The organism is Sulfitobacter sp. 1A13679 (assembly GCF_043557115.1).
Taxonomy (GTDB): Bacteria; Pseudomonadota; Alphaproteobacteria; order Rhodobacterales; family Rhodobacteraceae; genus Sulfitobacter; species Sulfitobacter faviae.
Genome location: NZ_JBIFFO010000001.1, coordinates 288,848 through 314,160 on the forward strand (window position 1 = coordinate 288,848; position 25,313 = coordinate 314,160).

20 protein-coding genes are annotated in these 25,313 nt (G+C 61.7%); 11 read left to right on the plus strand and 9 right to left on the minus strand.

Going from position 1 to position 25,313, the window contains the following annotated elements; all coding sequences use genetic code 11:
* Positions 1–4: 4 nt before the first annotated feature.
* The 3 genes from tdh to ACGYLA_RS01510 form a co-directional block, all read right to left on the minus strand.
* On the minus strand, positions 5–1,045 hold the full coding sequence (gene tdh, locus ACGYLA_RS01500; RefSeq protein ID WP_394429737.1) for an L-threonine 3-dehydrogenase: 1,041 nt from the start codon (positions 1,043–1,045) through the stop codon (positions 5–7).
* Positions 1,045–2,229 (minus strand): glycine C-acetyltransferase, encoded by a 1,185-nt coding sequence (locus ACGYLA_RS01505; protein WP_394429739.1) that lies wholly within the window; start codon positions 2,227–2,229, stop codon positions 1,045–1,047. Before ACGYLA_RS01505 ends, tdh begins: the two co-directional genes overlap by 1 nt.
* 94 nt (positions 2,230–2,323) lie before the next feature.
* On the minus strand, positions 2,324–2,890 hold the full coding sequence (locus ACGYLA_RS01510) for a helix-turn-helix domain-containing protein (RefSeq protein WP_394429768.1): 567 nt from the start codon (positions 2,888–2,890) through the stop codon (positions 2,324–2,326).
* A 115-nt stretch (positions 2,891–3,005) separates the two neighbouring features.
* On the opposite strand from ACGYLA_RS01510, the gene ACGYLA_RS01515 reads away from it, so the two are divergent.
* Positions 3,006–4,187, plus strand: a complete 1,182-nt coding sequence (locus ACGYLA_RS01515) for an acetyl-CoA C-acyltransferase family protein (RefSeq protein ID WP_394429741.1) — start codon at positions 3,006–3,008, stop codon at positions 4,185–4,187.
* 27 nt (positions 4,188–4,214) lie between these two features.
* Here ACGYLA_RS01515 and ubiB read toward each other — a convergent pair whose 3' ends face one another.
* Both ubiB and ubiE read right to left on the minus strand, forming a co-directional pair.
* Positions 4,215–5,747, minus strand: a complete 1,533-nt coding sequence (gene ubiB / locus ACGYLA_RS01520; protein WP_394429743.1) for a 2-polyprenylphenol 6-hydroxylase — start codon at positions 5,745–5,747, stop codon at positions 4,215–4,217.
* A complete protein-coding gene (gene ubiE, locus ACGYLA_RS01525) occupies positions 5,747–6,499 on the minus strand; it encodes a bifunctional demethylmenaquinone methyltransferase/2-methoxy-6-polyprenyl-1,4-benzoquinol methylase UbiE (protein ID WP_067261168.1) in 753 nt (250 codons plus the stop codon). The genes ubiB and ubiE overlap by 1 nt, the downstream gene beginning before the upstream one ends.
* A gap of 100 nt (positions 6,500–6,599) precedes the next feature.
* Here ubiE and mutM point away from each other — a divergent pair, with 100 nt between their 5' ends.
* From mutM to ACGYLA_RS01570, 9 genes are all read left to right on the plus strand, one after another.
* On the plus strand, positions 6,600–7,451 hold the full coding sequence (mutM, locus tag ACGYLA_RS01530) for a bifunctional DNA-formamidopyrimidine glycosylase/DNA-(apurinic or apyrimidinic site) lyase (protein ID WP_209216843.1): 852 nt from the start codon (positions 6,600–6,602) through the stop codon (positions 7,449–7,451).
* A 64-nt stretch (positions 7,452–7,515) separates the two neighbouring features.
* Positions 7,516–8,292 (plus strand): enoyl-CoA hydratase, encoded by a 777-nt coding sequence (locus tag ACGYLA_RS01535; RefSeq protein ID WP_067261165.1) that lies wholly within the window; start codon positions 7,516–7,518, stop codon positions 8,290–8,292.
* A gap of 175 nt (positions 8,293–8,467) precedes the next feature.
* Positions 8,468–8,731, plus strand: a complete 264-nt coding sequence (gene rpsT / locus ACGYLA_RS01540) for a 30S ribosomal protein S20 (protein ID WP_067261164.1) — start codon at positions 8,468–8,470, stop codon at positions 8,729–8,731.
* Positions 8,732–9,252: 521 nt separating this feature from the next.
* The gene (dnaA, locus tag ACGYLA_RS01545; RefSeq protein ID WP_136720544.1) at positions 9,253–10,614 is read left to right on the plus strand and encodes a chromosomal replication initiator protein DnaA; all 1,362 of its coding nucleotides are present in this window, start codon (positions 9,253–9,255) and stop codon (positions 10,612–10,614) included.
* Between the two features lie 162 nt (positions 10,615–10,776).
* Positions 10,777–11,895: a DNA polymerase III subunit beta gene (dnaN, locus tag ACGYLA_RS01550; protein WP_209216850.1), complete on the plus strand. Its 1,119-nt coding sequence runs from the start codon at positions 10,777–10,779 to the stop codon at positions 11,893–11,895.
* A 59-nt stretch (positions 11,896–11,954) separates the two neighbouring features.
* Positions 11,955–13,052: a DNA replication/repair protein RecF gene (gene recF / locus ACGYLA_RS01555; protein WP_394429745.1), complete on the plus strand. Its 1,098-nt coding sequence runs from the start codon at positions 11,955–11,957 to the stop codon at positions 13,050–13,052.
* Complete coding sequence (locus ACGYLA_RS01560) at positions 13,049–13,669, plus strand: LysE family translocator (RefSeq protein WP_394429747.1); 621 nt, start codon at positions 13,049–13,051, stop codon at positions 13,667–13,669. The genes recF and ACGYLA_RS01560 overlap by 4 nt, the downstream gene beginning before the upstream one ends.
* Before the next feature lie 79 nt (positions 13,670–13,748).
* The gene (gene gyrB, locus ACGYLA_RS01565) at positions 13,749–16,163 is read left to right on the plus strand and encodes a DNA topoisomerase (ATP-hydrolyzing) subunit B (protein ID WP_394429749.1); all 2,415 of its coding nucleotides are present in this window, start codon (positions 13,749–13,751) and stop codon (positions 16,161–16,163) included.
* Between the two features lie 632 nt (positions 16,164–16,795).
* A complete protein-coding gene (locus ACGYLA_RS01570; protein ID WP_394429751.1) occupies positions 16,796–17,977 on the plus strand; it encodes a cytochrome b/b6 domain-containing protein in 1,182 nt (393 codons plus the stop codon).
* 75 nt (positions 17,978–18,052) lie between these two features.
* Here the strand turns inward: ACGYLA_RS01570 and ACGYLA_RS01575 are convergent, their stop codons facing one another.
* The 4 genes from ACGYLA_RS01575 to ACGYLA_RS01590 form a co-directional block, all read right to left on the minus strand.
* A complete protein-coding gene (locus tag ACGYLA_RS01575) occupies positions 18,053–18,631 on the minus strand; it encodes a YceI family protein (RefSeq protein WP_067628442.1) in 579 nt (192 codons plus the stop codon).
* A gap of 776 nt (positions 18,632–19,407) precedes the next feature.
* The gene (locus ACGYLA_RS01580; RefSeq protein ID WP_394429754.1) at positions 19,408–21,390 is read right to left on the minus strand and encodes a tyramine oxidase; all 1,983 of its coding nucleotides are present in this window, start codon (positions 21,388–21,390) and stop codon (positions 19,408–19,410) included.
* A 74-nt stretch (positions 21,391–21,464) separates the two neighbouring features.
* The gene (locus tag ACGYLA_RS01585; RefSeq protein ID WP_394429756.1) at positions 21,465–22,883 is read right to left on the minus strand and encodes an aldehyde dehydrogenase family protein; all 1,419 of its coding nucleotides are present in this window, start codon (positions 22,881–22,883) and stop codon (positions 21,465–21,467) included.
* 100 nt (positions 22,884–22,983) lie between these two features.
* Positions 22,984–23,928 carry a helix-turn-helix domain-containing protein gene (locus ACGYLA_RS01590; protein WP_394429758.1) on the minus strand — a complete coding sequence of 315 codons (945 nt, stop codon included), beginning with the start codon at positions 23,926–23,928 and terminating at the stop codon, positions 22,984–22,986.
* An 880-nt stretch (positions 23,929–24,808) separates the two neighbouring features.
* Between ACGYLA_RS01590 and ACGYLA_RS01595 the strand changes: the two genes are divergently transcribed.
* Positions 24,809–25,252 (plus strand): hypothetical protein, encoded by a 444-nt coding sequence (locus ACGYLA_RS01595; RefSeq protein ID WP_394429760.1) that lies wholly within the window; start codon positions 24,809–24,811, stop codon positions 25,250–25,252.
* Positions 25,253–25,313: the final 61 nt, after the last annotated feature.

The window sequence follows — 25,313 nt, forward strand, 5'->3', positions numbered from 1 at the left end:
CGGTTCAGGTCCAGTCCAGCACCACCTTGCCCGACCGCCCCGATTTCATCGCGGCGAACCCCTGCTCGAAGTCATCCACCTCGAAGCGGTGGGTGATGATGGCGGAGACATCCAGCCCGTTCTCCAACATGGCGATCATCTTGTACCAGGTCTCGAAAATCTCGCGGCCATAGACGCCCTTGATGGTGATCGCCTTGAAAACAATCTGGCTCCAGTCCACCGGCGACTTGCCCGGCGGGATGCCGAGCATGGCAATGCGCCCGCCCATGGTCATGGCCTCCACCATCTGGTCCAGCGCTTGCTGGTTGCCCGACATCTCAAGCCCGACGTCAAAACCCTGCTTCATCTTCAGCCGCGGGATCACATCGGCCAAATCCTCCTTGGCGACGTTTACCGGCACCACATCGGCGACTTTCTCGGCCAGCGCCAGCCGGTCGGGGTTCACATCCGTGATCACCACATGCCGCGCGCCGACGTGACGCGCCACCGCGGCGGCCATGATGCCGATGGGGCCTGCGCCGGTGATCAGCACGTCCTCGCCCACCAGATCGAAGCTGAGCGCGGTATGCACCGCGTTGCCCAAGGGATCGAGGATCGCGCCGATGTCGTCGGAAATCTCGTCCGGCAGCGGCACCACGTTGAAGGCGGGCAGCTTGAGGTATTGCGCAAAGGCCCCCTGTTCATTGACGCCGATGCCCCGCGTCGCGGGATCGAGGTGGAACTTGCCCGCCCGGCTTTGCCGCGACTGCTTGCCGATCAGATGCCCCTCGCCCGAGCAGCGCTGGCCGATCTCCAGCCCCTCGACATTACGGCCCAGCTCCACGATCTCGCCGGCGAATTCATGGCCGGTGATCAGTCCCACCGGCACGGTCCCGGCGGCCCAGTCGTCCCAGTTCCAGATATGGATGTCGGTGCCGCAGATGCCGGTCTTGTTGATCTTGATCAGCACGTCCTCGGGGCCGATCTCGGGCACCGGCGCATGGGTCATCCACAACCCCTCGCGGGGGTGCAGTTTGGCCAGCGCCTTCATTTCGTTCGTCGCCATCAGATCACCCCGCAGGCCTTGCCGGCCGTCTCAAAGGCTTTCAGCGCGCGGTCGAGCTGTTCGCGGGTCAGCGCCGCGTTCATCTGGGTGCGGATGCGCGCCTGACCGCGCGGCACCACCGGGAAGAAGAAGCCCGAGACATAGACGCCTTCGTCGAAAAGCTTCGCCGCCATGTCCTGCGCCAGTTGCGCCTCGCCCAGCATGACCGGCACGATCGGATGTTCGCCGGGCAGCAGGTCGAAACCCAGCTTCTCCAGCCCCGCGCGCCAGTATTCGGTGTTCTCGAAAAGACGCGCGCGCAGATCGTCGCCCTCTTCCACCAATTCCAGCGCGCGGATACCGGCGCGCACGATCGACGAGGGCAGCGAGTTCGAGAACAGATAGGGCCGCGCGCGCTGGCGCAGCAGGTCGATCACCGGCTGCGGCCCTGCGATATAGCCGCCGATGGCGCCGCCGAGCGCCTTGCCCAGCGTGCCGGTCACGATGTCCACCTTGACCCCGTGATGCGCCGGGGTGCCCGCGCCCTTTGGCCCCATGAAGCCGGTGGAATGGCAATCGTCGACCATCACCAGCGCCTCGTATTTTTCGGCCAGCGCCACGATCTCGGGCAGCTTCGCCAGATAGCCGTCCATCGAGAAGACCCCATCGGTGGCGATCATAATGAAGCGCGCGCCGTCCTCGCGGGCCTGTTTCAGCTTGGCCTCCAGATCCGCCATGTCGCTGTTGGCATAGCGGTAGCGCTTGGCCTTGCAGAGCCGGATGCCGTCGATGATCGACGCATGGTTCAGCGCGTCTGAAATGACCGCATCCTCCGGCCCCAGCAGCGGCTCGAACAGCCCGCCGTTGGCGTCGAAACAGGCGGCGAAGAGGATCGAATCGTCGTGCCCGAGGAAGCTCGCCAGTTTCTGCTCCAACTCGCGGTGAATGTCCTGTGTGCCGCAGATAAAGCGGACCGAGGCCATGCCGAAACCCTTCTCGTCCATCGCTTCCTTGGCCGCTGCGATCAGCTCGGGGTGATCGGCGAGGCCAAGGTAGTTGTTGGCGCAAAGGTTGATGACTTCGCGGTCGCCCACCGCGATCTCGCCGCCCTGCGGGGTAGTGATGAGCCGCTCGCTCTTCATCATGCCCTCGGCGTCGATCTCGGACAGGGTGTCATTGACATGGGACAGAAATGCTTGGGTCATGAGGCTCTCCTTTACAGGGGACTTCTACCATAGCGGAGGCGTTTCCGAAATAGAGGATTTCCGGAATGGCGGATTTTTTCCGGTATCGCGGAAACTAGGCGTCTTGAACCACCAGAAAGGCGCGCACCGGCCCCTCGGTTGCGCGGATCGCATGGGGCACGTCGGCGGCATAGCGCGCGGTGTCGCCGGCCTGCAGCCGCTCGGTCCCGGTGCCGCTGGTGACCTCCACCGCGCCCCCGAAAACACTGAGATGCTCGCGCGCGCCGCGGGTGTGGGGCGCACTGTCGAGCACACCGCCCTCGGCGATGAGCAGCTCGTAGACTTCGTGATGCCCGGCTTCCTCAGGCGGCGACAGGATGCGAATGCGGCAACCGTCGCCCAGATTGCTGATCGTCGGCACAGCGGCACTGCGCAGCACCTCAATCTGCGGCTCGCCGGGGGCGGCGTCGAGAAGACCGGCGAAGTCCACCTGAAGCGCGCGGGTGAGATTCCACAGCGTCGCGATGGTGGGGCTCGATTCGCCGCGCTCAATCTGGCTGACCATGGAGCGCGACACGCCCGAGAGCTTCGCCACGGCGTCGAGCGACAACCCCTGCCCCTGCCGCGCCTCTTTCAGGCGGGCGGGCAGCTGTGTCAGGATCTTGTCGGTGTTGTCCGTCATGGCGGATATGTCGCGCGGCGCCCCCTCCCTGTCAAGCTGTCGCATGACGGGACGTTTCTCCTGACTTTGCCGCGCCCGCCCCCCATAGTGCCGCCAACGATTAGAGGAGAGTTTCATGTCAGACGATATCGTCATCCTGAGCGGCGCACGCACCGCCATCGGCACTTTCGGCGGCAGCCTTGCCGCCACACCGCCCACCAAGCTGGGCAGCACCGTCGCGGCGGCGGCGATGGCGCGCGGGGGCGTCGATCCGGCGCAGATCGGCCATGTCGTCTTCGGCACCGTCATCAACACCGAGCCGCGCGACATGTACCTCAGCCGCGTCGCCGCGCGCGACGCGGGCGTGCCCGACGAGGTGCCAGCGATGAACGTGAACCGGCTCTGCGGCTCGGGCGTTCAGGCACTGGTCTCGGCCACCCAGAGCCTGATGCTGGGCGATGCAGACTTCGCGCTCGCCGGTGGCGCCGAAAGCATGTCGCGCGCGCCCTATGTGCTGCCCGACGCCCGCTGGGGCCAGAAGATGGGCGATGCACGCAGCCTCGACATGCTGCTGGGCACGCTGAACTGCCCCTTCGGCACCGGACATATGGGCGTGACGGCAGAGAACGTGGCGGATGAACACACGATCACCCGCGAGGAAATGGACGCCTTCGCCCTGCAAAGCCAGGAACGCGCGGCGGCGGCCATCGCGGCAGGGCATTTCAAGGACCAGATCGTGCCGGTCGACGTAAAGGTCAAGCGCGACATGGTGCCCTTTGACACCGATGAACACCCCAAGGCCACCACGGCCGAGGCGCTGGCCGGGCTGCGTCCCGTCTTCCAGAAAGATGGCCGCGTTACGGCGGGCAACGCCAGCGGCATCAACGACGGGGCCGCGGCGCTGGTGCTGGCCCGCGCGGAGGCCGCGAAATCTGCCGGGCTGACGCCCCGCGCCCGCATCCTCGGCTACGCCCACGCCGGCGTGCGCCCCGAGGTCATGGGCATCGGCCCGGTCCCTGCCGTGCGCCGTTTGCTGGAGCGCACGGGCCTGAAGGCCGATGACTTCGACGTGATCGAAAGCAACGAGGCTTTCGCGAGCCAAGCGCTGGCCGTGAGCAAGGAACTGGGCTTCGATCCTGCAAAGGTAAACCCCAACGGCGGGGCCATCGCGCTTGGCCACCCGGTCGGCGCGACGGGGGCGATCATCACCGTGAAGGCGCTGTATGAGTTGGAGCGGATCGGCGGCAAACGCGCGTTGATCACCATGTGCATCGGCGGCGGGCAAGGCATCGCCATGGCGATCGAACGTATCGCCTAAGCGCGGGGGGCTTTGCGGCCCCCTGCCCTAAAGCAGTGCGTTGATCAGGGCGATTGTGGTGGCACCGGCAACACCGGACATCACCGCAGTCGCCGCGATATAGCGCCAGAACCGCGGGCGCCGCTCAGGCTGCTCTTCGGCCTGACGGTTCAGCGCCTGTTCGACCAGCCCCGGCAGACGCGGGCCAAAGCGGGCCATGACCATCGCCGTGTCGCGCAGATCAGAGACGATGGCCCGGGGACCGAGCGACTTGGTGATATAGTCGGTCACGATGGGGCTGGCGACTTCCCAGATGTTGATATGCGGGTTGAGCGAGCGGGCCACGCCCTCGACCACGACCATGGTGCGTTGCAGCAAGATCAACTCAGTCCGGGTTTCCATGCCGAAACGCTCGGTCACCTCGAACAGATAGGTCAGCAGCCGCGCCATGGAGATGCGGGTGGCATCCATGCCGAAAATCGGCTCGCCCACCGCGCGCAGGGCGCGGGCGAATTCATCGACATCCTTATCGGCGGGGACATATCCTGCCTCGAAATGCACCTTGGCGACGCGCTGGTAATCGCGGCGGATGAAGCCATAGAGAATCTCGGCATAGACCCGGCGGGTGTAGCTGTCGATATGGCCCATGATGCCGAAGTCATAGGCTATGATATCGCCATTGGCCGCGACCTTGAGGTTACCCTGGTGCATGTCGGCGTGGAAATAACCGTCGCGCAGAGCGTGCTGAAGAAAGAGTTGCAACACCCGCTCCGACAGCGCCACCCGGTCGTGCCCCGCCGCATCCAGCGCGGCATTGTCGCCCAGCGGCAGCCCGTCAGCCCAGCCCAGCGTCATCACGCGGCGGCCGGAATAATTCCATTTGATCTCGGGCAGTTGAAACCCGGCGTCATCCTTGGTGTTGGCGGCGAACTCCGACGCGGCAGAGCTTTCGAGCCGCAGGTCCAACTCCCCCCGCACGACGCCGTCGAAATGCTCGATCACCTCCATCGGGCGCAGGCGGCGCGACCCGGGCGAGAAAATCTCGGCCATGCGGGCGGCGAGGTAGAAGGCGTCAATGTCCTTGCGGAAGGCTTTTTCGATGCCGGGGCGCAGGACTTTGACGGCGACCTCTTCGCCGCTCTCGGCCAGCCGCGCGTGATGCACCTGCGCGATGGAGGCCGCGGCGACGGGTTCGCTGAACTCGGAAAAGATCGCGCTGACCGGCTCGCCCAACTCCTGCTCGACCGCGCTGCGGGCCAGCGCCATGTCAAAGGGGGGCAACTTGTCTTGCAGCACGCGCAATTGCACCGCCAGATCGTCGCCCACCACATCGGGGCGGGTCGACAGCACCTGACCGAATTTGATGTAGGCCGGGCCAAGCGCCGTGAGCGCGCGGGTGGCGGGCGGCATCGTCGGGTCGCCCTTGTAGCCCAGCCATTTGAACGGAAGGCCAAGCGCGCGGGCCACGAAACGCAGCGGCGGGGAGGCATCGAAAGCATCCAGCACCACATTCATCGCCCCGGCGCGTTCCAAGGTCGCGCCCGTGCGGATCAACCGCCAGATATTGTGCGGACCGCGCATCAGAGCTTCCAACCCGAATGCAGCGCCGCGATCCCCATCGACAGGTTGCGATACTTGGCCTGCCCAAAGCCCGCCGCGCGCACCATCGACAGAAAAGTCTCTTGATCGGGGAAATTGCGGATCGATTCGACCAGATATTGATAGCTGTCGCGGTCGCCCGCGATGGCTTGGCCCATGCGCGGGATCACGTTGAAACTGTAGAGGTCATAGGCCTTCTGCATTGCCGGGTTCGGCAGCTGGCTGAACTCCAGCACCATCAGACGGCCACCGGGGCGGAGCACGCGGTACGCCTCGTTCAGCGCCTCTTGCGGGCGGGTCACGTTTCGGATGCCGAAGCTGATTGTGTAAACGTCAAAGGTGTTGTCGGGGAACGGCAGCGCCATCGCGTCACCCACGACCCAATCGAGGCTGCCGGTCAGCCTGTCCGCCTCGGCCCGCTGGCGGCCTTCGACCAGCATCGGCTCGGTCAGGTCGAGCACCGTGGCATGGCCGTGTCCGGCACGTTTGAGGAATTTGAAAGACACATCGCCAGTGCCCCCCGCCACATCGAGCAGTTTCTGACCGGGGCGCGGGGCGAGCCAGTCCATCATCGCTTCTTTCCAGACGCGGTGGATCCCCATACTCATCACATCGTTCATGATGTCGTATTTGCTGGCGACGGAGTTGAACACACCCTGCACGCGCCCGGCCTTTTCATGTTCGGGCACGGTCTCGAAACCGAAATGGGTTGTTTTGTCAGCGTCCTGGGTCATCTGCTCTTGCGATCCTCTGGTTCTGTCCCTTGTTATAGGGTGCCGGGGGGCAGGGACAATGCGTGCCTTTTGTCACAGGCAAGCCAGAGGGGAAACCGAGATGCCGGAACTGCCAGAGGTCGAAACCGTCCGCCGGGGGCTGGCCCCCGCGATGGAGGGCCAAGTGATCGCCCGCGCCGAGGTGAACCGCCCCGATCTGCGCTGGCCCTTCCCCGAGCGGATGGCGGAGCGGCTGACAGGGCAGCGCGTCGGCCTGCTGCGGCGGCGGTCGAAATACATCCTCGCCGATCTGGCCAGCGGGGAATCGCTCTTGGTGCATCTGGGCATGTCCGGGCGGATGCTGGTTTCGGGGGACCCTCTGGGGCAGTTTCAGCACAACCACCCCGCGCCCGAAAAACATGACCACGTCGTGTTGCATATGGGTAACGGTGCGCGGATCACCTTTAACGACCCGCGCCGTTTCGGCGCGATGGATTTGATGCCCACTGCCGGGGCCGAAACGCACAAGCTGCTGGCCTCGCTCGGGCCGGAACCCTTGGGCAACGACTTTCACGAAGCGCATCTGGTCGCCGCGCTGAAAGGCCGCAACACGCCGATCAAATCGGCGCTGCTGGATCAGCGGATCGTGGCGGGCTTGGGCAATATCTATGTCTGCGAAGCGCTTTACCGCGCGGGGATTCACCCGGCCCGCAAGGCCGGGCGCATCTCGGCCACGCGGGTCGCCGGGCTGGTGCCGATCATCCGCCAAGTGCTGGCCGACGCGATCACGGCGGGGGGATCGTCGCTCAAGGATTTTCGGCAGGCGGATGGCGAATTGGGCTATTTCCAGCACAGTTTCGACGTCTATGGCCGCGAGGGCCAAGCCTGCCGCAGACCGGGTTGCGACGGGGCAATCGCGCGCATCGTGCAAAGCGGACGCTCTTCCTTCTATTGTCCGCGTTGCCAAAGATAACTTGAAACATGGGGGTGCCGTGGTATGCACATTCCCCTGAGCGCAACAACAAAGAGCATTCTTGATGGCTTACGAAACGATCACCGTGGACGTGGACAACCATGTGGCCCTGATCACCCTGAACCGCCCGGATGCGCTGAACGCGCTCAACGAGGCGCTGCTGGGTGAACTCGCCAAGGCGCTGAAAAGCGCGCAGGAAAACGACAAGGTCCGCTGCATCGTCATCACCGGCTCGGAGAAGGCATTCGCCGCCGGGGCCGATATCGCGATGATGCGCGAGAAAAGCTTTGTCGACGTCTTCATGGGGGATCTTTTCACGCCCGAAACCGATCAGATTCTGCGCGTGCGCAAGCCGATCATCGCCGCTGTGTCGGGCTATGCCCTCGGCGGGGGCTGCGAGCTGGCGATGATGTGCGACTTCATCATCTGTTCGGAAAGCGCCAAGTTCGGCCAGCCCGAGATCAACCTTGGCGTCGTGGCGGGCATCGGCGGCACCCAGCGTCTGACCCGTTTGGTGGGCAAGTCCAAAGCGATGGACATGAACCTCACGGGCCGCTTCATGGATGCCGAAGAAGCCGAACGCTCGGGCCTCGTGTCGCGCGTGGTGCCGGTGAAAAAGCTGATGGAAGAGGCGATGGGCGCCGCAGCCAAGATCGCCGAGAAATCCATGATCTCGGCCACCGTGGTCAAGGAATGCGTGAACCGCGCCTATGAGGTGCCGCTGAGCGAGGGGTTGCTGTTCGAACGCCGCATGTTCCATTCGCTGTTCAACACCGAAGACCAGAAAGAAGGCATGTCCGCCTTCCTCGAAAAGCGCGAAGCGCAATTCCGCGACAAATAAGCGTCGCCCCCGGCGCGGCTTGCATTGCCGCGCCCGCTGCCTTATAGGCGGCACCAATACATGCGCGTGCAGCCCGCTCTGGCTAGAATCACCTACCCCAAAGGGGGATCCGGATTTTCGGTCGGGTTGGCGTCACGCATTGCTACGCAACATATGAACCCGAAGGCTGATACTCATGGCAAACACCCGTCAATCCGCAAAGCGCGCCCGTCAAAACGAAAAGCGTTTTGCGATCAACAAAGCACGCCGTTCGCGCATCCGCACCTACCTGCGCAAGGTCGAAGAGGCGATCACCTCCGGTGATAAAGAAGCCGCAACCGCCGCTCTGAAAGCCGCCCAGCCCGAGCTGATGCGCGGCGTCACCAAAGGCGTTTTCCACAAGAATACCGCGTCGCGCAAAATGTCGCGCCTGTCCGCGCGGGTCAAAGCACTGGGCTAATTTGGCTTCATAGCCAAGCCCTTAGAAACACAAGAGGCGCCGCATTGCGGCGCCTTTTTTCGTGCGGGTGCAGCGAAAAAAACACGCCAGAGATTCTTTTCCGGCAATCTCTGAGTCAAGATGGAAGATATGTTGAAGCGAACCGGAAACACTTGCTACCAAAGGTCCAGCGATTCATTTCGCTTGGGGGGACAGGCCCTGAACACGGCGTCAGCCAACTGGCAGAATGCCAAATTCAGGGGGGTGCAAGTGACCGTTCACAGACGGTTCCGCGCGCCATCGTGAATGCTGCTGCCAGCACGTTTACCCTGTCGATGAGAACACGAACGGTTCGTTCAGCGCCTCTTGCGCCGGTTTACGGCACAGAAGGCTCATGGGCAGGCCATTCTTTAAAAGTCCGAAGGACACAGGTCGGTCATCCGCGTGGGACCGGGTGGATGACCTGTTGCCGGGTGAAACAATATTAAGGGCCGGGATCCACTCGGCCTCTGTGCGAAGAGCAAAGCGGGACGTAAGGCACGATGACATTAGATCACTGGGGCGAGATCAAAGAGCGGCTTCTAAAGACCGTGGGGCAGAACAACTACACTACCTGGATTGAACCGCTTGTGCCCGGCGCCGTCGAAGACGGAATCGTGACACTCAAGGTGCCGACGAATTTCTTCGGCAACTACGTCAGCCAGAACTTCTCGGACCTGATTCTGCATGAGATCAACGCGACCGGCACCGATGCCACGCGCCTGAACTTTGCCCTGAATCAGCAGCCCACCCCTGCCGCCGAAAAGCCCGCCCCGGCTGCGCGTCAGACCTCGGCTGCCGCGAAACCTGCCGCCAATTCGCAGCTCAGCACCGCCCCGCTCGACCCGCGCTTCAGCTTTGACAATTTCGTCGTCGGCAAGCCCAACGAACTGGCCCATGCCGCCGCCCGCCGTGTCGCTGAAGGCGGCCCCGTGACCTTTAACCCGCTGTTCCTTTATGGGGGCGTCGGCCTTGGTAAGACCCACCTGATGCACGCGATCGCCCGCGAATTGCATGAGCGCAAGCCCGAGATGAACGTGCTCTACCTCTCGGCTGAGCAGTTCATGTACCGTTTCGTGCAGGCCCTGCGCGACCGCAAGATGATGGATTTCAAGGAAATCTTCCGCTCCGTCGACGTGCTGATGGTCGATGACGTGCAGTTCATCGCGGGCAAGGATTCAACGCAAGAAGAGTTCTTCCACACGTTCAACGCGCTCGTGGACCAGCACAAGCAAATCATCATCTCCGCCGACCGCGCCCCGGGTGAGATCAAGGATCTCGAAGACCGCGTGAAATCGCGACTGCAATGCGGCTTGATCGTCGATCTGCACCCCACTGACTACGAGTTGCGCCTCGGCATTCTGCAAAGCAAGGTCGACGTGCAGCGCAAGACCTATCCCGACCTTGAAGTCGCCGACGGCGTGTTGGAATTCCTCGCGCATCGCATCACCTCGAACGTCCGTGTGCTCGAAGGTGCGCTGACCCGTCTCTTCGCCTTCGCCTCGCTGGTGGGCCGTGAGATCGACATGGGGCTGACCCAAGATTGTCTGGCCGACGTGCTGCGCGCCTCCGAGCGCAAGATCTCGGTCGAGGAAATCCAGCGCAAGGTTTCCGACCATTACAACATCCGCCTGAGCGACATGATCGGCCCCAAGCGTCTGCGCAGCTACGCGCGCCCGCGGCAGGTGGCGATGTATCTGTGCAAGCAGATGACCAGCCGCTCCCTGCCCGAGATCGGCCGCCGCTTTGGCGGGCGCGACCACACCACCGTCATGCACGGGGTGCGCCGGATCGAAGAACTCAAGGTCTCGGACGGGCAGATCGCCGAGGATCTGGAACTGCTGCGCCGGGCGCTCGAATCCTAATCATAGCGGCCTGAGGGTTGTCCTCAGGACACGGTCAAACAGCGATCGGGGGCGCAGCTTGCGCCCCTCTTGCATTCACTTCAACAAATCCACAAAAGTTCTTGTGTAAGCGTGGGAACCGGGTAGTTTGCCTCTCCCGGCAGTCGGTATGGGAGAAGGCATATGAAATTCAGCATCGAACGCGCGGCACTGCTCAAAGCCGTTTCGCAAGCCCAATCCGTGGTCGAGCGCCGCAACACCATTCCGATCCTCGCCAACGTGCTGATCGAGGCCGAGGGCAGCGATGTCTCCTTCCGCGCCACCGATCTGGATATCGAGGTGGTCGACAAGGTCGCCGCCCAAGTGGAACGCGCGGGCGCCACCACCGTTTCGGCCACGCTGCTGCACGAAATCGTGCGCAAACTGCCCGACGGCGCGCTGATCAGCCTCACCGCCGACACCGCCGCTGGCCGCCTGACGGTCGAAGCGGGCCGCTCCAACTTCTCGCTGGCCACCCTGCCGCGCGAGGATTTCCCCGTCATGGCGTCTTCGGAATATGCCTCGAACTTCTCGGCCCCGGCCCCGGTGCTGCGCCGCCTGTTTGACAAGTCGAAATTCGCCATCTCCACCGAAGAGACGCGCTATTACCTCAACGGGGTCTACCTGCATGTGGCGGATGCCGAGGGCGGCAAGGCGCTGCGCTGCGTGGCCACCGACGGTCACCGTCTGGCCCGGATCGACGCCGAGATGCCCGAGGGTGCGTCGGAGATGCCCGGCGTGATCGTGCCGCGCAAGACCGTGGGCGAGCTGCGCAAACTGCTCGACGATGACGAGATGGAAATTGCCGTCTCGGTCTCGGAAACCAAGATCCGTTTCGCGACCCCCGCCATCACCCTGACCTCCAAGGTCATCGACGGTACCTTCCCCGACTACACCCGCGTGATTCCGCAGGGGAACACCCGCAAGATGGAAGTTGACGCTGCCGATTTTGCCCGCGCGGTGGACCGTGTGGCGACCGTCTCGTCCGAGCGCTCCCGCGCCGTGAAACTGCAACTCGACGAAGACCGCCTAGTGCTGTCGGTCAACGCGCCGGACAGCGGTGCGGCGGAAGAAGAGCTGGCCGTGGCCTATGGCGACGAGCGGCTCGAGATCGGCTTCAACGCGAAATACCTGCTGGAGATCGCAAGCCAAGTGGACCGCGAAAACGCCGTCTTCCTGTTCAACTCCTCGGGCGATCCGACCCTGATGCGCGAGGGCACCGATACCTCGGCGGTCTATGTCGTCATGCCGATGCGCGTGTGACGCTGGCGAAAATTTTCACAATTTCCGCGCCGTTTTCTTTCAAAGAAAACGGGGTCTGAATGGCGCAGCTGTATCTCTCCGGTCTCGGCCTCTCGCATTTTCGCTCGCACAAACGGGCGGTGATCGATGTCGACGCGCGTCCTGTGGCGCTCTACGGCCCCAACGGCGCTGGCAAGACCAATGTGATCGAGGCGATCTCGCTCCTGTCGCCCGGACGCGGGCTGCGGCGCAGCAGCGCGCAAGACATGACCCGCCGTCCCGAGGCTTTGGGCTGGAAAATCACCGGGGTCTTGCACGGCCCAAGCGTTCTCCACGAGGTCGAAATCTGGTCCGAGGGCGGTGCCGCCCGGCAGACCAAGATCGACGGCAAGGCTGCGGCCCAGACAGCGCTTGGCCGCATTGCCCGCGTGCTCTGGCTCATCCCTGCGATGGATCGGCTCTGGATCGAAGGCGCCGAGGGGCGGCGGCGCTTTCTCGACCGGGTGACCCTGTCGATGCTGCCCGATCACGCCGAACTGTCGCTCAGCTACGAGAAGGCCATGCGCGAGCGCAACCGTCTGCTGAAGGACATGGTGCGCGAGCCCGCGTGGTACGCCGCCCTCGAAGACCGCATGGCCGAGACCGGGGCGCAGATCCATGCCAACCGGCAACAGGCCCTCACGGCCCTCGCGAGCGCGCAGGAGGAGGCGCAGACCGCCTTCCCCATCGCCACGCTGATGCTCCAAAACGACATGCCCGACAGTGCCGAGGGGCTGCGCCGGGCGCTGTCGGACAACCGGATGCGCGATGTCGCCGCCGGGCGCACGCTGATCGGCCCACACCGCGCCGATCTGGAGGGCACCTATGCCGCCAAGGGCATCGCCGCGCGGGATTGCTCCACCGGGGAACAGAAGGCGCTGCTGGTCTCGCTCATCCTCGCCAATGCCCGCGCCATCGCCGCCGATTTCGGCGCGCCGCCGATCCTGCTACTGGACGAGGTGGCCGCGCATCTCGACGCGGGCCGCCGAGCGGCGCTTTACGACGAGATCACGGCGCTCGGCGCGCAGGCCTGGATGACGGGCACGGGGCCGGAGCTTTTCGACAGCCTTGGGGACCGCGCGCAATACGTAGAAGTCACCGAGGATGACGGCCTGTCGCAGGTGGCGCGGCAGTCATGACCCTCTCGCCCACCGACCTGCTGCTCTACTGCGGCGCTCTGCTGATCCTCTTCCTCACTCCCGGCCCGGTCTGGCTGGCGATGATGGCCCGGGCGCTTTCGGGCGGGTTTCAGGCGGCGTGGCCGCTAGCGCTCGGCGTCGCGATCGGCGACATGCTCTGGCCGTTGGTGGCGATCTTGGGGATCACTTGGATCGTCTCGGCCTTCGACACGCTTATGGAGGTGCTGCGCTGGACCGCTGCACTGGTGTTCATCGCCATGGGGCTGGGCCTGATCCGGCAGGCGGGTGCGAAGATCGACACCGACAGCCGCCTCACCCGCCCCGGCATGTGGCCCGGTTTCATCGCGGGGCTCATTGCGATCCTCGGCAATCCCAAGGCGGTGCTCTTCTACATGGGCGTGCTGCCAGGCTTCTTCGATCTGCGCGCGGTCACCGCCCCCGACATCGGGCTGATCCTCGCCGCCTCGGTCATCGTGCCGCTCGTCGGCAACCTCGTGATCGCCCTCCTAGTGGGCCATCTGCGCGGCTTTCTGACCGCTCCGCGCACCCTGCGACGGATCAATCTGATCTCCGGCGCGATGCTGGTTTTCGTGGGCCTGATCATCCCCTTCGCCTGACACAAAATCTTGTGTCATTCGCGTGACAATGCCGGTCGAAAACACTATAAATCGGGCAAACGATAAGGGTTTTTTCCGCATGTCCGACACTGATCTGACACCACAGGAATACGGTGCCGATTCCATCAAGGTTCTCAAAGGGTTGGAGGCCGTTCGCAAACGCCCCGGCATGTATATCGGGGACACCGATGACGGCTCGGGCCTGCACCACATGGTCTATGAGGTCGTGGACAACGGCATTGACGAGGCGCTAGCCGGTCATGCCGATGCGGTGACCGTCACGATCCACGCGGATTCCAGCGTATCGGTGAGCGACAACGGCCGCGGCATTCCGGTGGGCATCCACGAAGAAGAGGGCGTCTCGGCCGCCGAAGTCATCATGACCCAGCTTCACGCGGGCGGAAAGTTCGACAGTAACTCCTACAAGGTCTCGGGCGGTCTGCACGGGGTCGGCGTCTCGGTCGTGAACGCGCTTTCGGACTGGCTGGAACTGCGCATTTGGCGCGAGGGCAAGGAACATATCGCGCGGTTCGAGGGGGGCTTCACCACCAAGCACCTCGAAGTCGTGGGCGAGACCGACCGCACCGGCACGGAAGTCCGCTTCATGGCCTCGACCGAGACATTCTCGAACATCGACTACAGCTTCGAGACGCTGGAAAAGCGCCTGCGCGAACTGGCCTTTCTGAACTCCGGCGTGCGCATCATCCTGAAGGACGAACGCCCCGTCGAGCCGCTGCAGACCGAGCTTTACTACGAAGGCGGCGTGAAGGAATTCGTCAAATACCTCGACCGGCACAAACACGCGGTCATGGACGAGCCGATCTTCATCACCGGGGAGCGGGACGACATCGGCATCGAGGTCGCCATGTGGTGGAACGACAGCTACCACGAGACGGTGCTGCCCTTCACCAACAACATCCCGCAGCGCGACGGCGGCACCCATATGGCGGGCTTCCGCGGCGCGCTGACGCGCACGATTAACGCCTATGCCCAGACCAGCGGCATCGCCAAGAAGGAGAAGATCAGCTTTACCGGCGACGACGCCCGCGAGGGTCTGACCTGCGTGCTGTCGGTGAAAGTGCCCGATCCGAAGTTCTCATCACAGACCAAGGACAAGCTGGTCTCCTCCGAAGTGCGCCCGGCGGTCGAAGGGCTAATGAACGAGCGCCTTGCCGAATGGTTCGAAGAGAACCCCAACGAGGCCAAGCAGATCGTCGGCAAAATCGTGGAGGCCGCACAGGCCCGCGAGGCGGCCCGCAAGGCGCGCGAGTTGACCCGCCGCAAAACGGCGATGGACGTCAACTTCCTCGCCGGGAAGCTCAAGGATTGCTCGGAAAAAGACCCGGCCAAGACCGAAGTCTTCCTCGTCGAGGGGGACAGCGCGGGCGGCTCGGCCCAGACGGGCCGTGACCGGCAAACGCAGGCGATCCTGCCGCTGAAGGGTAAGATCCTCAACGTTGAGCGCGCGCGTTTCGACCGGATGCTTGGCTCTCAGGAAATCGGCAACCTCGTCATGGCGCTCGGCACCGGGATCGGGCGGGATGAGTTCAACCTTGACAAGCTGCGCTACCACAAGATCGTCATCATGACCGACGCTGACGTCGACGGCGCGCATATCCGCACACTCTTGCTGACCTTCTTCTACCGCCAGATGCCCGAACTTATCGAGAACGGCCACCTCTACATCGCGCAGCCGCCGCTCTACAAAGTCTCGCGCGGCAAGTCCGAGGTCTACCTCAAGGATGAGGCCGCGATGGAGGACTACCTGATCCAGCAGGGTGTCGACGGCGCCATGCTGCGCCAAGGCAATGGCGAGGAGATCACCGGTCAAGACCTCACCCGCGTGGTCGACATGGCCCGCCAGCTGAAACGCGTGCTGGAAGCCTTCCCGACCCATTACCCCCGCCATATCCTCGAACAGGCCGCAATCGCCGGGGCCTTTGTCGAGGGCGCGGTGGACAGCGACCTGCAGGGCGTGGCCGACAAGGTCGCCGACCGTTTGAACCTGATCGCGCTGGAATACGAGCGCGGCTGGCAGGGCCGGATCACCCAAGACCACGGCATCCGCCTCGCCCGCATCCTGCGCGGCGTGGAAGAGGTGCGCACCCTCGACGGCCGCATGCTGCGCTCGGGCGAGGCGAAGAAATCCGGGAGCTTCACGCAGCACCTGCAGGAGGTCTACGACCAGCCCGCTAAGCTCATCCGCAAGGACCGCAGCCAGATGATCTATGGCCCCATGGACCTGCTCAACGCGATCCTTGCCGAGGGCGAGAAAGGCCTGTCGCTGCAACGCTACAAAGGTCTGGGCGAGATGAACCCCGACCAGCTGTGGGAAACCACTCTCGACCCCGACGCGCGCACGCTCCTGCAGGTCCGCGTGGAGGACATGGCCGAGGCGGACGATCTCTTCACCAAGCTGATGGGCGACGTGGTCGAGCCGCGCCGCGAGTTCATCCAGCAGAACGCGCTGAGCGTGGAGAATTTGGATTTTTGAGGCGGTGTAGAGGTGCGTGTAATCCTGCCCGCCCCCCATAGTATTGCACAAATTGCGCATAGATCTGCACGACCTTAGGTTTGCTTGGCCTGCGACGACATGGGTGAAGCAACAATTGCTCTTCAGGTTGCTTTTTTAAGCTAGGAGCGGCTTTCGGGCTCTAGGATCGCAAGAACTTAGGCCACGATGAGGTCTGCTGGGCGCCAAGGGCGGATAGTGTGCATTCACTGAAACTACGAGGTTGCCACGCGTCGATGGCGATAGCTGACATTCAAGCAACTGCGGAACAGATGTTTGTGCTGCGGTGCGAAAGGCGGCTTTGAGCCCAAACCGGACACTCACATCCCCTTTCGACGCCACAGCACGGCTTCACCAGATCGGCCATTCGTTAATTCCGCGACGCCGCGCGAGAAAAACCGATCGCCAAGGATTACGCTGCGTTCCCGCAAACACCCATACATTGCATGGATAGTTAAGCCGAAAGACGTGCGCATGCGGGCACCTGCCCTCCGAGTTGCGCCTCGCTAAACCGTGGCTTTTCCATCTGCGCACAGAGGTTGTGTGAAAACAACGGAATGTGCTGGCGGCGAAGTCTTGATATCGGAAACCCAGTCAAGACATGCGAGGGTCCGATGATATCAAACACAACCGCCAGCTACGGGCGCGTCGCCCGTTTTTTCCATTGGAGCATCGCGCTCCTGGTGCTGTCAGACATAGCACTTGGATTGATCGGGAAGTTCACGCCGCGTAGTGGCGATACCGTGGTCTTCCTTCGGCTGTTATATTCGTCTCATAAGACGATCGGCGTGACGATCTTGGCTTTGGCAGTATTGCGGGTCGGCTGGGCAATCTCGCAACCGCGTCCCGTGCCTCTCCATCCCGACCGGCGCCTCGAAACCTTCGCCGCGGACACGGCGCATTGGGTGCTCTACGCCGCCATTTTCGTGCTCCCGCTTTCCGGCTGGGTGATCCATTCGGCCGAAGTGGGATTTGCGCCAATCTGGTGGCCCTTCCCCCAAAGCTTGCCGTTTATTCCGGAATCGGAGCGCCTTGCCGGTGCGGCAGCCAATGTTCACTGGATTGCGGGGATCGTTTTGGCAACGATGGTCGCGGCGCATATCGGGGGCGCAATTAAACACGCGCTGATTGACCGCGATGGCACCTTGGCCCGCATGTGGAACGGACGGGCTGCCGGCAAGGCGGCCACTCACCCCGGCAAGACGGCCTCCGTTCTCGCCGCAATAGGGATCTGGACCTTTGCAATCGGCGGCGCCCTGACCGTGTTTGGCCCCGCTCACAACGTGGAAGCCGCGTCACAATTCCCTGCTAAACAGACCGAAGGATGGGTCGTGCAGGACGGCAGCCTGTCGATCACAATCAAGCAAATGAGGGCCGAGGTCACCGGCGGATTTGCCAATTGGCAGGCTGAGATCGAGTATGATGAAGTAACCCGAATAGGCGCCGTTAAGACGGTGATCGATATGACCTCCCTTACACTTGGGTCCGTGACGGACCAGGCGAAAGGCCCCGAGTTCTTCGATGTCGCCGCCCATGATACCGCCGTGTTTCAGGGCAACATCGTGCTAATCGGCGGACCGAAGCACCAAGCCTCCGGCTCCCTGACACTGGTCGGGCAGAGTGTTCCCGTCACGCTCGACTTCGATCTCGAGGTGACAGGACGCACGGCCAAAGCCTCGGGCGGCACGGTTCTGGACCGCCGTGACTTCGGCATGGGAATGGCCTATCCGGACGAAAGCTCTGTCGGGTTTGCTGTGGAGGTCCGGATAGAACTGGTGGCAACTAAGCCAGAATAGACCCTGCACCATCGAGACGAAAAAAGGGCCGCGCGAGGAATCGCGCGACCCTTGTGGTAAAGTATGAGGCTTCGATTATTTAGCGGGCACCATTGCTTCGATCGAGATATCGATCGCAACCTCATCCCCGACAAACGGGGCGAACTGGCCCATGTCGAAATCCGAGCGCAGCAGCTTCGTCGTCGCGTCAAACCCGGCCCAGGGCCGGTTTTCCATCGGATGATCGCCCAACTGGTTCAGTGTTGCGTCCAAGACGACGGACTTCGTGATGCCATTCATGGTCAGATCGCCGGTGATCTTGCCGGTCTCTTCGTCGGTTACTTCGATTGACGTCGAGGTGAATGTCACCAAGGGGTTCGCTTCGGCGCCGAAGAAATCTTCACTCAGAAAATGCGCTTCGCGGGCGGGCCAGCCGGTGATGAGGCTCTTGGCGGGAAATGAAACAGAGACGCTCGATGCTGCCGGGTCTTCTTGGTCCAGCTCTATACTGCCCTCGAACCCAGAGAACATGCCTGTGGTGGTCGAGAAACCCAAGTGATTATAGCTGAACACGATCTGACTATGGGAAGGATCGAGCACATAGGTCATCGTTTCAGCCTGCGCCGCAGTCGCGAGTGTTGCGCCCATTGCCGTCGTAAGAAGGAAGTTTTTCATCTGAATCTATTTCTCCGTTTGAGATGCATACGTTACGTCAGGTGCACCTAATTTAGACGCAAAAATACGCAACTCTCTACCTTCAAACACACTCTGTGCGTTATCGAACAGCGTGCGGAGTTTCTACCAGAAAGCGCGAAGATATCTGCCCAAAGAAGCCCTAAGTTCCATCTCGAAGACTTCGAATGGCGCCTCAAGCCGTAATCTCTCAGGTCTTTAATAGATTAAGCAATTACCCCTGGATGGTTGCACATTATCCCGATCCCGACGTTGTTCCGCGGTCGGGTTGAAAGGCTGTTTGTGATAGAGTGGCGATGAAGCGCATAGAGCAGCTCGCTTTGCCGCAAAGGCTATCGGGAATGTATAGCCATCTCTTCTTTGCCGCGCTCAACAACATGCTAAAATGGAACCACCTTTTCAGGGTTCAACCAAAAGCGCATTGCGTATTCGGTGCCAAAGACATTGATCGATCCCACGCCCTGGACCGCGACTGGTCTGAAGCCGGGCAGCGACGTGCCCGTCTCGAGGGGCGACCCTCTGGTGTGCCGGACATTTCGAACCCCTCCAAGCATTCGTCACGGTGACCGACGAAAACGTGCTCAGGGTCGCTGAGTTAACGAACCCCAGTTGGACAGTGGTTTGGCAATCATCAGATCAAGATGCGCACCGCCACTAATAATCGTTAAACAATGATAGTCTTGCACAGAATGCTTAAGGCCCCCCTGGAGAGAGACGAGCAGCCCCCACTGCCCGTCTTTCTCTTTTCTCACGTGCCCTTATTCAGGATCGCGGATGGTAATCGCCGGGTTCATCGGGAAGAAGTTATGCGGCATGATATGCACCGTCTTCCACTCCGTCGACATGACAGGCCAATCTTCCATGCGCGGCACATGGTGAAACCCTGCTGTGAACCACGTTACGATGTCCTGATCCTGTAGCGGCGCGTCTTCCTTGACCCACTGCGCCAGCGTGTCGGACCCATCGCTTTGCAACGCGAACTTGCCGCCTGCATAGCGTTCCTCAGGGTCATGCACCGTGTTCCATACCGAATTCTCGATATAGGCGTTGCGGATCATCGGGGGGTCGTTCTTAAAGTCGAATGGCCCGTAAGCCACGCTGCCGTGGTGGATCATATAGCCCGGTTTATGCCCCAACGGCCCTTTGCGGTCGGGGTTCTGCAGCATGAAGTAACGCGGCTTGAACGAGGATACCTGATAGGCCGCCTCAGCCTCGGACTTGGGCATGTTATGCTCGACCTTCCATAATGACCGACGCGGGCTATCTTCGGCTACTTCGGCGGGCACGATGTCCATCGTCATGAATCGGTTTTTGGGCTGGTCAATGTCGAAGTCGAGGCGGAAGTTGAAGTAGTGGTCATGGTTCGCCGCCACCAAGTTGGGCGCAATAAGCGTGCCGTACTCCGTCTCTCGCGCCGCCGAAGGATCATCCATTGATGTCGCATCGGCGCCTTTCACACCATCCAGTCCTGTGGCACCAATCTTGATCTCCATTTGGCCGTTCTGCTTGAAACGGTAGTCGATCAGATAGTCGTAGTTCCCCACTTCTGAAGCAGTACGCACCACCAACTCGGTCTCGGGCCGACCCTCGGCGGGGGTGTATTGATCTGGACCTTGGGCAAAGACCTCGAAATGTCGCCACGCCGGATCACCGATGTTGCGCTCAAAGATGCAGACCGCGTCGGGGATTTCCAGCGGCTGACCGTCATCGCCCGCGATCATTGCCGGCAGGAAGGTCGCATAAGACGGGCAGTCGATCCCGGCCACCAGCGGGGTCAGGAACAGCCCGAAGCCATATTCCCCACTGTCCATATAGGTCCGCCAATAGAGCCCGGCGCTCGGGTCCATATAGGGAACAAAAACCTCGGACAGATGCGCTTGATAAAGCAGCGTGCGCCATTCCTCGCCATCCTTCACATCGATGTTCGACAGCACCGGACCGGGGCGTTTGTCGACCCGCAGGCGCATGCGCCACATGTCCCATTCCAGTGCGCCATCGGCATAGGTGAAATTCGGTCCGCCCTCTTGGGTCAGCACGGCGGGATTCGTCGCGGCGCGTTGTGGGGTCCGGGCCTCGATCTCCTCGCCCGTGTAGCCCCAGCCGTCTTCGGGGACCGCCACATTGCCCTCGTCAATCACACGCAGCGCCTTGCCGCTTTGCAGATCGACCACGGCATAGATGTTCTCAATCGGTTTGGCATAGAAATTCGACCCTTCGGGCGAGACATAGCAAGGCACTTTCATTAACCGCGTGCCGTCGTCTTCGTCCGAAAAGAAATTGCCCGCAGTGAGCGGCAGGCAGAACACCTGATCCGGCGTCAGCCCCCGTTTTTCCAGCCCCGCGATCATGTCGGGATGCTCTAGCGCGGCGGTCATAGCGTTGGCGAACTCGTTGAAGAGGATCATCGGCTGACCCTCAGTGGGCGCGCTGCTCTCGATCTCTCCGGTCGTCAGGTTCACGATGGTCTCGACAAAGCCGCTGTTATCGGCGTTGGACATATGCACCATCGCGCGACGGTCGAGCATGTCACCCTCGCTCCACGCCAGCACATCGGCCTTGGGCGGCTCGATCAATTCGATCAGCGGATAGAGCGTGTCATCCCCCGCCAGATCGCCTGCGCGCAGGATTTCGTTGATCTTTTGGTATTCCTCACCGGAAAAACCATCGAGCGGATGCGCGAATGACGCCCCACCGGTCAGCGCAAGGGCCGCGGCCCCGCCGAGTAGAGTTTTACGTAACATGCTTTCTCCCTTCATGTTTTTCTTGAAGGTGCCCGCCATGGCGGACACCGAATGATCGCCCTCGCCTCCCAGCGTCAGGCGAAAATCACCTGAATGTCGGTGTATTCCTTCAGCCCCTCTTCGCCGAACTCGACGCCGAAGCCTGACTTCTTGACGCCCCCGAAGGGCGCGTTGGGTTGGATCATGCCATGGCTGTTGATCCAGACCGAGCCGCATTCCATCCGTTTTGCCACCTCCTTGGCCGCCGCCCTATCAGACGACCAGACAGAGCCACCAAGGCCCACGTCCAGCGCATTGGCCTGCGCCAGCGCATCGTCGAGGTCACTATAACGAATGATCGGCAGCGCGGGGCCGAATTGCTCTTCGTAGACCAACGGGTCATCGGCGCTCATCCCGGTGATGATCGTCGGTGGGAAGAAGAGCCCCTCGCCCGGTTCACCGCCCAGCAGAACTTGCCCGCGTTCCTTGGCCTGCGCCACCAGCTTCGCCACCTTGTCGAACTGCATCTGGTTCTGCACGGGACCGAGGACGCTGTCCTCCTGCGTGCCCTCGCCCACTTTGATGTTGCGTGCATAGGCGACCAGTGCGTCACAGACCGCGTCGTGGATATCGTCATGCAAATAGAGCCGTTTCATCGCGGCGCAGGTTTGGCCGTTGTTGATGAAGGCGCCCCAGAACAACCCTTCGGCAATCGCTTGCGGATCGGCATCGGGCAACACGATGCCCGCGTCATTGCCGCCCATCTCAAGGGTCAGACGCTTCATCGTCTCAGCGCTGGATTGCATGACCTTCTGACCCGTCCCGCAGGAACCGGTAAAGACGATCTTGGCTATGTCCGGGTGCGCGGACATCGCCGCGCCCATGTTGAATGCGCCATCAGCGGCGCTGACCGAATTGACCACGCCTGCGGGCAGCACGTCGTTCATCAGTTCAATCATGCGCAGCGAAGCAAGCGGCGTCATGGGTGACGGTTTGCTGACCACCGTATTGCCGCTACGCAGCGCGGGCAGAATGTGCCAGACCGCGATCAGCACGGGGAAGTTCCACGGGGTGATCGACCCCACCACCCCAAGCGGCTTGCGGTACATCTCGACCCGCCCCTCCGGCGTGTCTTGCAGAACTTCCATCGGCAGCGAGAGCCCCGCGGTATAGCGCGCCCAAGCGACCGCGCCGCCCAGTTCCCATTGCGATCCGATGCCGCCCAACGGTTTGCCTTGCTCGGCGGTGACAAGCTGGGCCAACTCCTCCGCATGGGCTTCGATCTTATCGGCCACGGCTGTGCAAGCGGCGGCGCGTTCTTCGTCGGATGTGGCTGACCACGCGGGGAAAGCCGCCTTTGCCGCGGCGACTGCGCGGTCCAATTCTGCCTGTCCGACATCCGGTGCCGTGCCTGCTTGGCCCCCCGTGCCGGGATTGGCCACGGGGAAACGCGCGCCCGTCTCAACCCGTGTACCGGCCGCGATCAGGCCGATGCTATCGATGGTGTCTTTCATGATGTCCTCCGTCATCCCATTCCGGCACCGCGCCGAAACGCCTCCTCTGGTCAGAGGTTAGGCGCGGATTCGACGGGCATCTTGGGATAACGCGACAGCCCTATTGGACGATCGCGCCACCGTCGCGGACTTCTGCGACAACGGCGCCGGGCGTCATTCCATAGCGCTGCCGGAAGGCGCGGTAGAAATGCGAAAGATCGTTAAAGCCGCAGCGATAGGCGCAGTCGGTGACAGAGACCTCTTTGCCCCCGCGGCGAGAGAGTTCTGCATGCGCTTGGGTCAAACGCAGTTGCAGCAGACGTTGACCCGGCGTTTCGCCCAAGGGTTCGAAATAGCGTTGCAGGCTGCGCAGAGATACGCCCAAATGCAGCGCCAAAGCGCTCGGCCCGAACTGAGGGTCGCGGTAGTGGCGGGTCATGAGTTGTAGGGCTCGTTCGATGATCTGCCCACGGGCATCCAAGGTCTGGCTGCGCCGCTCGTGGAAATAGGCACCCATCAGTCCATAGAACGCTTCGGTCAACTGCAGTCCTGCCTCGGGCGGGCAGTGCATCATCTTGTAGAGCACTGCGCGCAGCGCCAGCCACAGCGGATCATTGCGGTCGATCGCCACTCCGCCATCGCAGACGCCACCGAACCTGCCGATCATCTCATCCCGCGGGAGATGCACTGAAATCTGATGCGCCAATTGCCCGTCATAAACAAATTTCGAGGGACGCGTCGCGTCGACGATAAACATGTCGCCGGGCCGCAAGAGGGTAGATGCACCGCTTTGATGCACCACACACTCGCCAACATCCTGTACCAGCATAAAGAAATATTCGGCCGGATCGCGCCGAATGCAGGTCTGCGTGCGGGCCGCTTCCTGAGCATCGAGCGAAACCAGCGCGGCTTCAAACCCACCCATCCCCCGCTTTCGCGCCAGACCGTGAGACGGCCCCTCGCGGCGCGCAGGTTCCACCTCAAAAGCGCCGCAAATCTGCAGAATATCGTTGCGCAGGACTTCGATGGGAATGGCCTTTGTGGCGATCCGGCTCAATGCCTTCATGATCCCATTCTCCTCAAAAACCGGCGCAGTGACGCCTCTGGGAAAAGGTTATCGCATTCATTTGCATGCATCAAGCGAGGCAAAACTGGGAAATACCGAGCTTTGAGAGCGTTTCTAAAATCTCCATGACAGCTTGAGTGAGTGTTGCGAGCCGAGCAGAGCTTTTGGTCATTGGCGCAAAGGAAGTCATCGAAAAGCCTTGTGATCCTATGTCAATGGGCACGCAAATTTGTACGGCAATGGATGCGCGCTCCTTCTTCCGAGTGCTGAGAATATAAAGGCGACAGACTTCGTGATTAGAACTGCACACTGCCTACGCACTGGCTCTTGATCCACGAGTGATCAGCTTTCGGCCTCAACCATGCACTTTTGATCTCAACACAGGAAGAGCGTACGAGAGGAAAGCTGCCCTTTTGGAGCGCTTTAAGGGAACTCATTACAAGCCCAAGCCCTACACTCCCGACTTTCTAGTAGAGCTTCAGACTGAGAAGCGTTGCTTCTTAGAAATCAGGCACTCGCGGTGGATTCAGAACCCCCCCCAGTGCTTAGAGCTTCCTGACCTATTCTTCGACTTCGGTGAGCGACTGATCGTCATCTCTGAGAACGGGCTACGGTCGGCGCTCGACTACAACCTAAGACTGCTGCGGCCGCATATCGGAGAGCAGTCGTCTGACAAGACTATCAGAACTTTATGCCAGCTACCGCCGGGCGAGCGAATGTTAGGGCAGTTCTTGTCCAAATATCAGCTTTCCCAAGCGGATGCGCTACGGGCTATTCTCGAAGGCTGGTTGTCTGTCGAATTAAGCCGCAAACGGCTTGGCCCGAGATCGCTAGCCGCTCCGACAAATCAGTCACTTAGCCATCTGGAGGTTCTTCCGCTATGACTCCTACGCCTCAGAGGTATCAAGGTTGCCTCCTCAGACTCGACGAGAAGACCTACGAGGTTGAAGACATCCAAGTGGAGGAAGGGAAAGTTCGGCTTATCGATGCCGAAGGGCTTATTCTAAAAGTCTCTATTGATGAATTCCGGACGTACATCTCGACAGGACTGGTGGATGACCCGCAAGAGACCGCTTGGCAACAGCACTCCCTGGCCACCCGTGACGAGCAAGAGGAACTGCAGTTTAGAGTTCGCCTTTTAGAAGAATCTGACCGACTAAAACAGTTAGGACTTTCTTGGAAGGCGCGCCTTCCGATCCTGAAGCGCAAGATGTCGCAAGACCCGAGATATCAAAAACGGCAGAAGCCTTTCCCTTCCCTTAGAACCGTCAAGGGGTGGCAAGCAATCATGAGGTCGAAAGGCATCAGTGTTGATTGTCACTGAGAACTGACCCGGTAGCCCCATAAATTGTCACTGAGAATTGACCCATGTGAACACACTTCCC

Coding starts and splice junctions, on each gene's coding strand:
- dnaA (WP_136720544.1), top strand. CDS start 9,253: ATGACATTAGATCACTGGGGCGAGATCAAAGAGCGGCTTCTAAAGACC.
- ACGYLA_RS01585 (WP_394429756.1), bottom strand. CDS start 22,883: ATGAAAGACACCATCGATAGCATCGGCCTGATCGCGGCCGGTACACGG.
- tdh (WP_394429737.1), bottom strand. CDS start 1,045: ATGGCGACGAACGAAATGAAGGCGCTGGCCAAACTGCACCCCCGCGAG.
- ACGYLA_RS01575 (WP_067628442.1), bottom strand. CDS start 18,631: ATGAAAAACTTCCTTCTTACGACGGCAATGGGCGCAACACTCGCGACT.
- mutM (WP_209216843.1), top strand. CDS start 6,600: ATGCCGGAACTGCCAGAGGTCGAAACCGTCCGCCGGGGGCTGGCCCCC.
- dnaN (WP_209216850.1), top strand. CDS start 10,777: ATGAAATTCAGCATCGAACGCGCGGCACTGCTCAAAGCCGTTTCGCAA.
- ACGYLA_RS01590 (WP_394429758.1), bottom strand. CDS start 23,928: ATGAAGGCATTGAGCCGGATCGCCACAAAGGCCATTCCCATCGAAGTC.
- ACGYLA_RS01570 (WP_394429751.1), top strand. CDS start 16,796: ATGATATCAAACACAACCGCCAGCTACGGGCGCGTCGCCCGTTTTTTC.
- ACGYLA_RS01515 (WP_394429741.1), top strand. CDS start 3,006: ATGTCAGACGATATCGTCATCCTGAGCGGCGCACGCACCGCCATCGGC.
- recF (WP_394429745.1), top strand. CDS start 11,955: ATGGCGCAGCTGTATCTCTCCGGTCTCGGCCTCTCGCATTTTCGCTCG.
- ubiE (WP_067261168.1), bottom strand. CDS start 6,499: ATGACCCAGGACGCTGACAAAACAACCCATTTCGGTTTCGAGACCGTG.
- ACGYLA_RS01595 (WP_394429760.1), top strand. CDS start 24,809: ATGACTCCTACGCCTCAGAGGTATCAAGGTTGCCTCCTCAGACTCGAC.
- ACGYLA_RS01510 (WP_394429768.1), bottom strand. CDS start 2,890: ATGACGGACAACACCGACAAGATCCTGACACAGCTGCCCGCCCGCCTG.
- ACGYLA_RS01535 (WP_067261165.1), top strand. CDS start 7,516: ATGGCTTACGAAACGATCACCGTGGACGTGGACAACCATGTGGCCCTG.
- ubiB (WP_394429743.1), bottom strand. CDS start 5,747: ATGCGCGGTCCGCACAATATCTGGCGGTTGATCCGCACGGGCGCGACC.
- ACGYLA_RS01580 (WP_394429754.1), bottom strand. CDS start 21,390: ATGTTACGTAAAACTCTACTCGGCGGGGCCGCGGCCCTTGCGCTGACC.
- ACGYLA_RS01560 (WP_394429747.1), top strand. CDS start 13,049: ATGACCCTCTCGCCCACCGACCTGCTGCTCTACTGCGGCGCTCTGCTG.
- ACGYLA_RS01505 (WP_394429739.1), bottom strand. CDS start 2,229: ATGACCCAAGCATTTCTGTCCCATGTCAATGACACCCTGTCCGAGATC.
- rpsT (WP_067261164.1), top strand. CDS start 8,468: ATGGCAAACACCCGTCAATCCGCAAAGCGCGCCCGTCAAAACGAAAAG.
- gyrB (WP_394429749.1), top strand. CDS start 13,749: ATGTCCGACACTGATCTGACACCACAGGAATACGGTGCCGATTCCATC.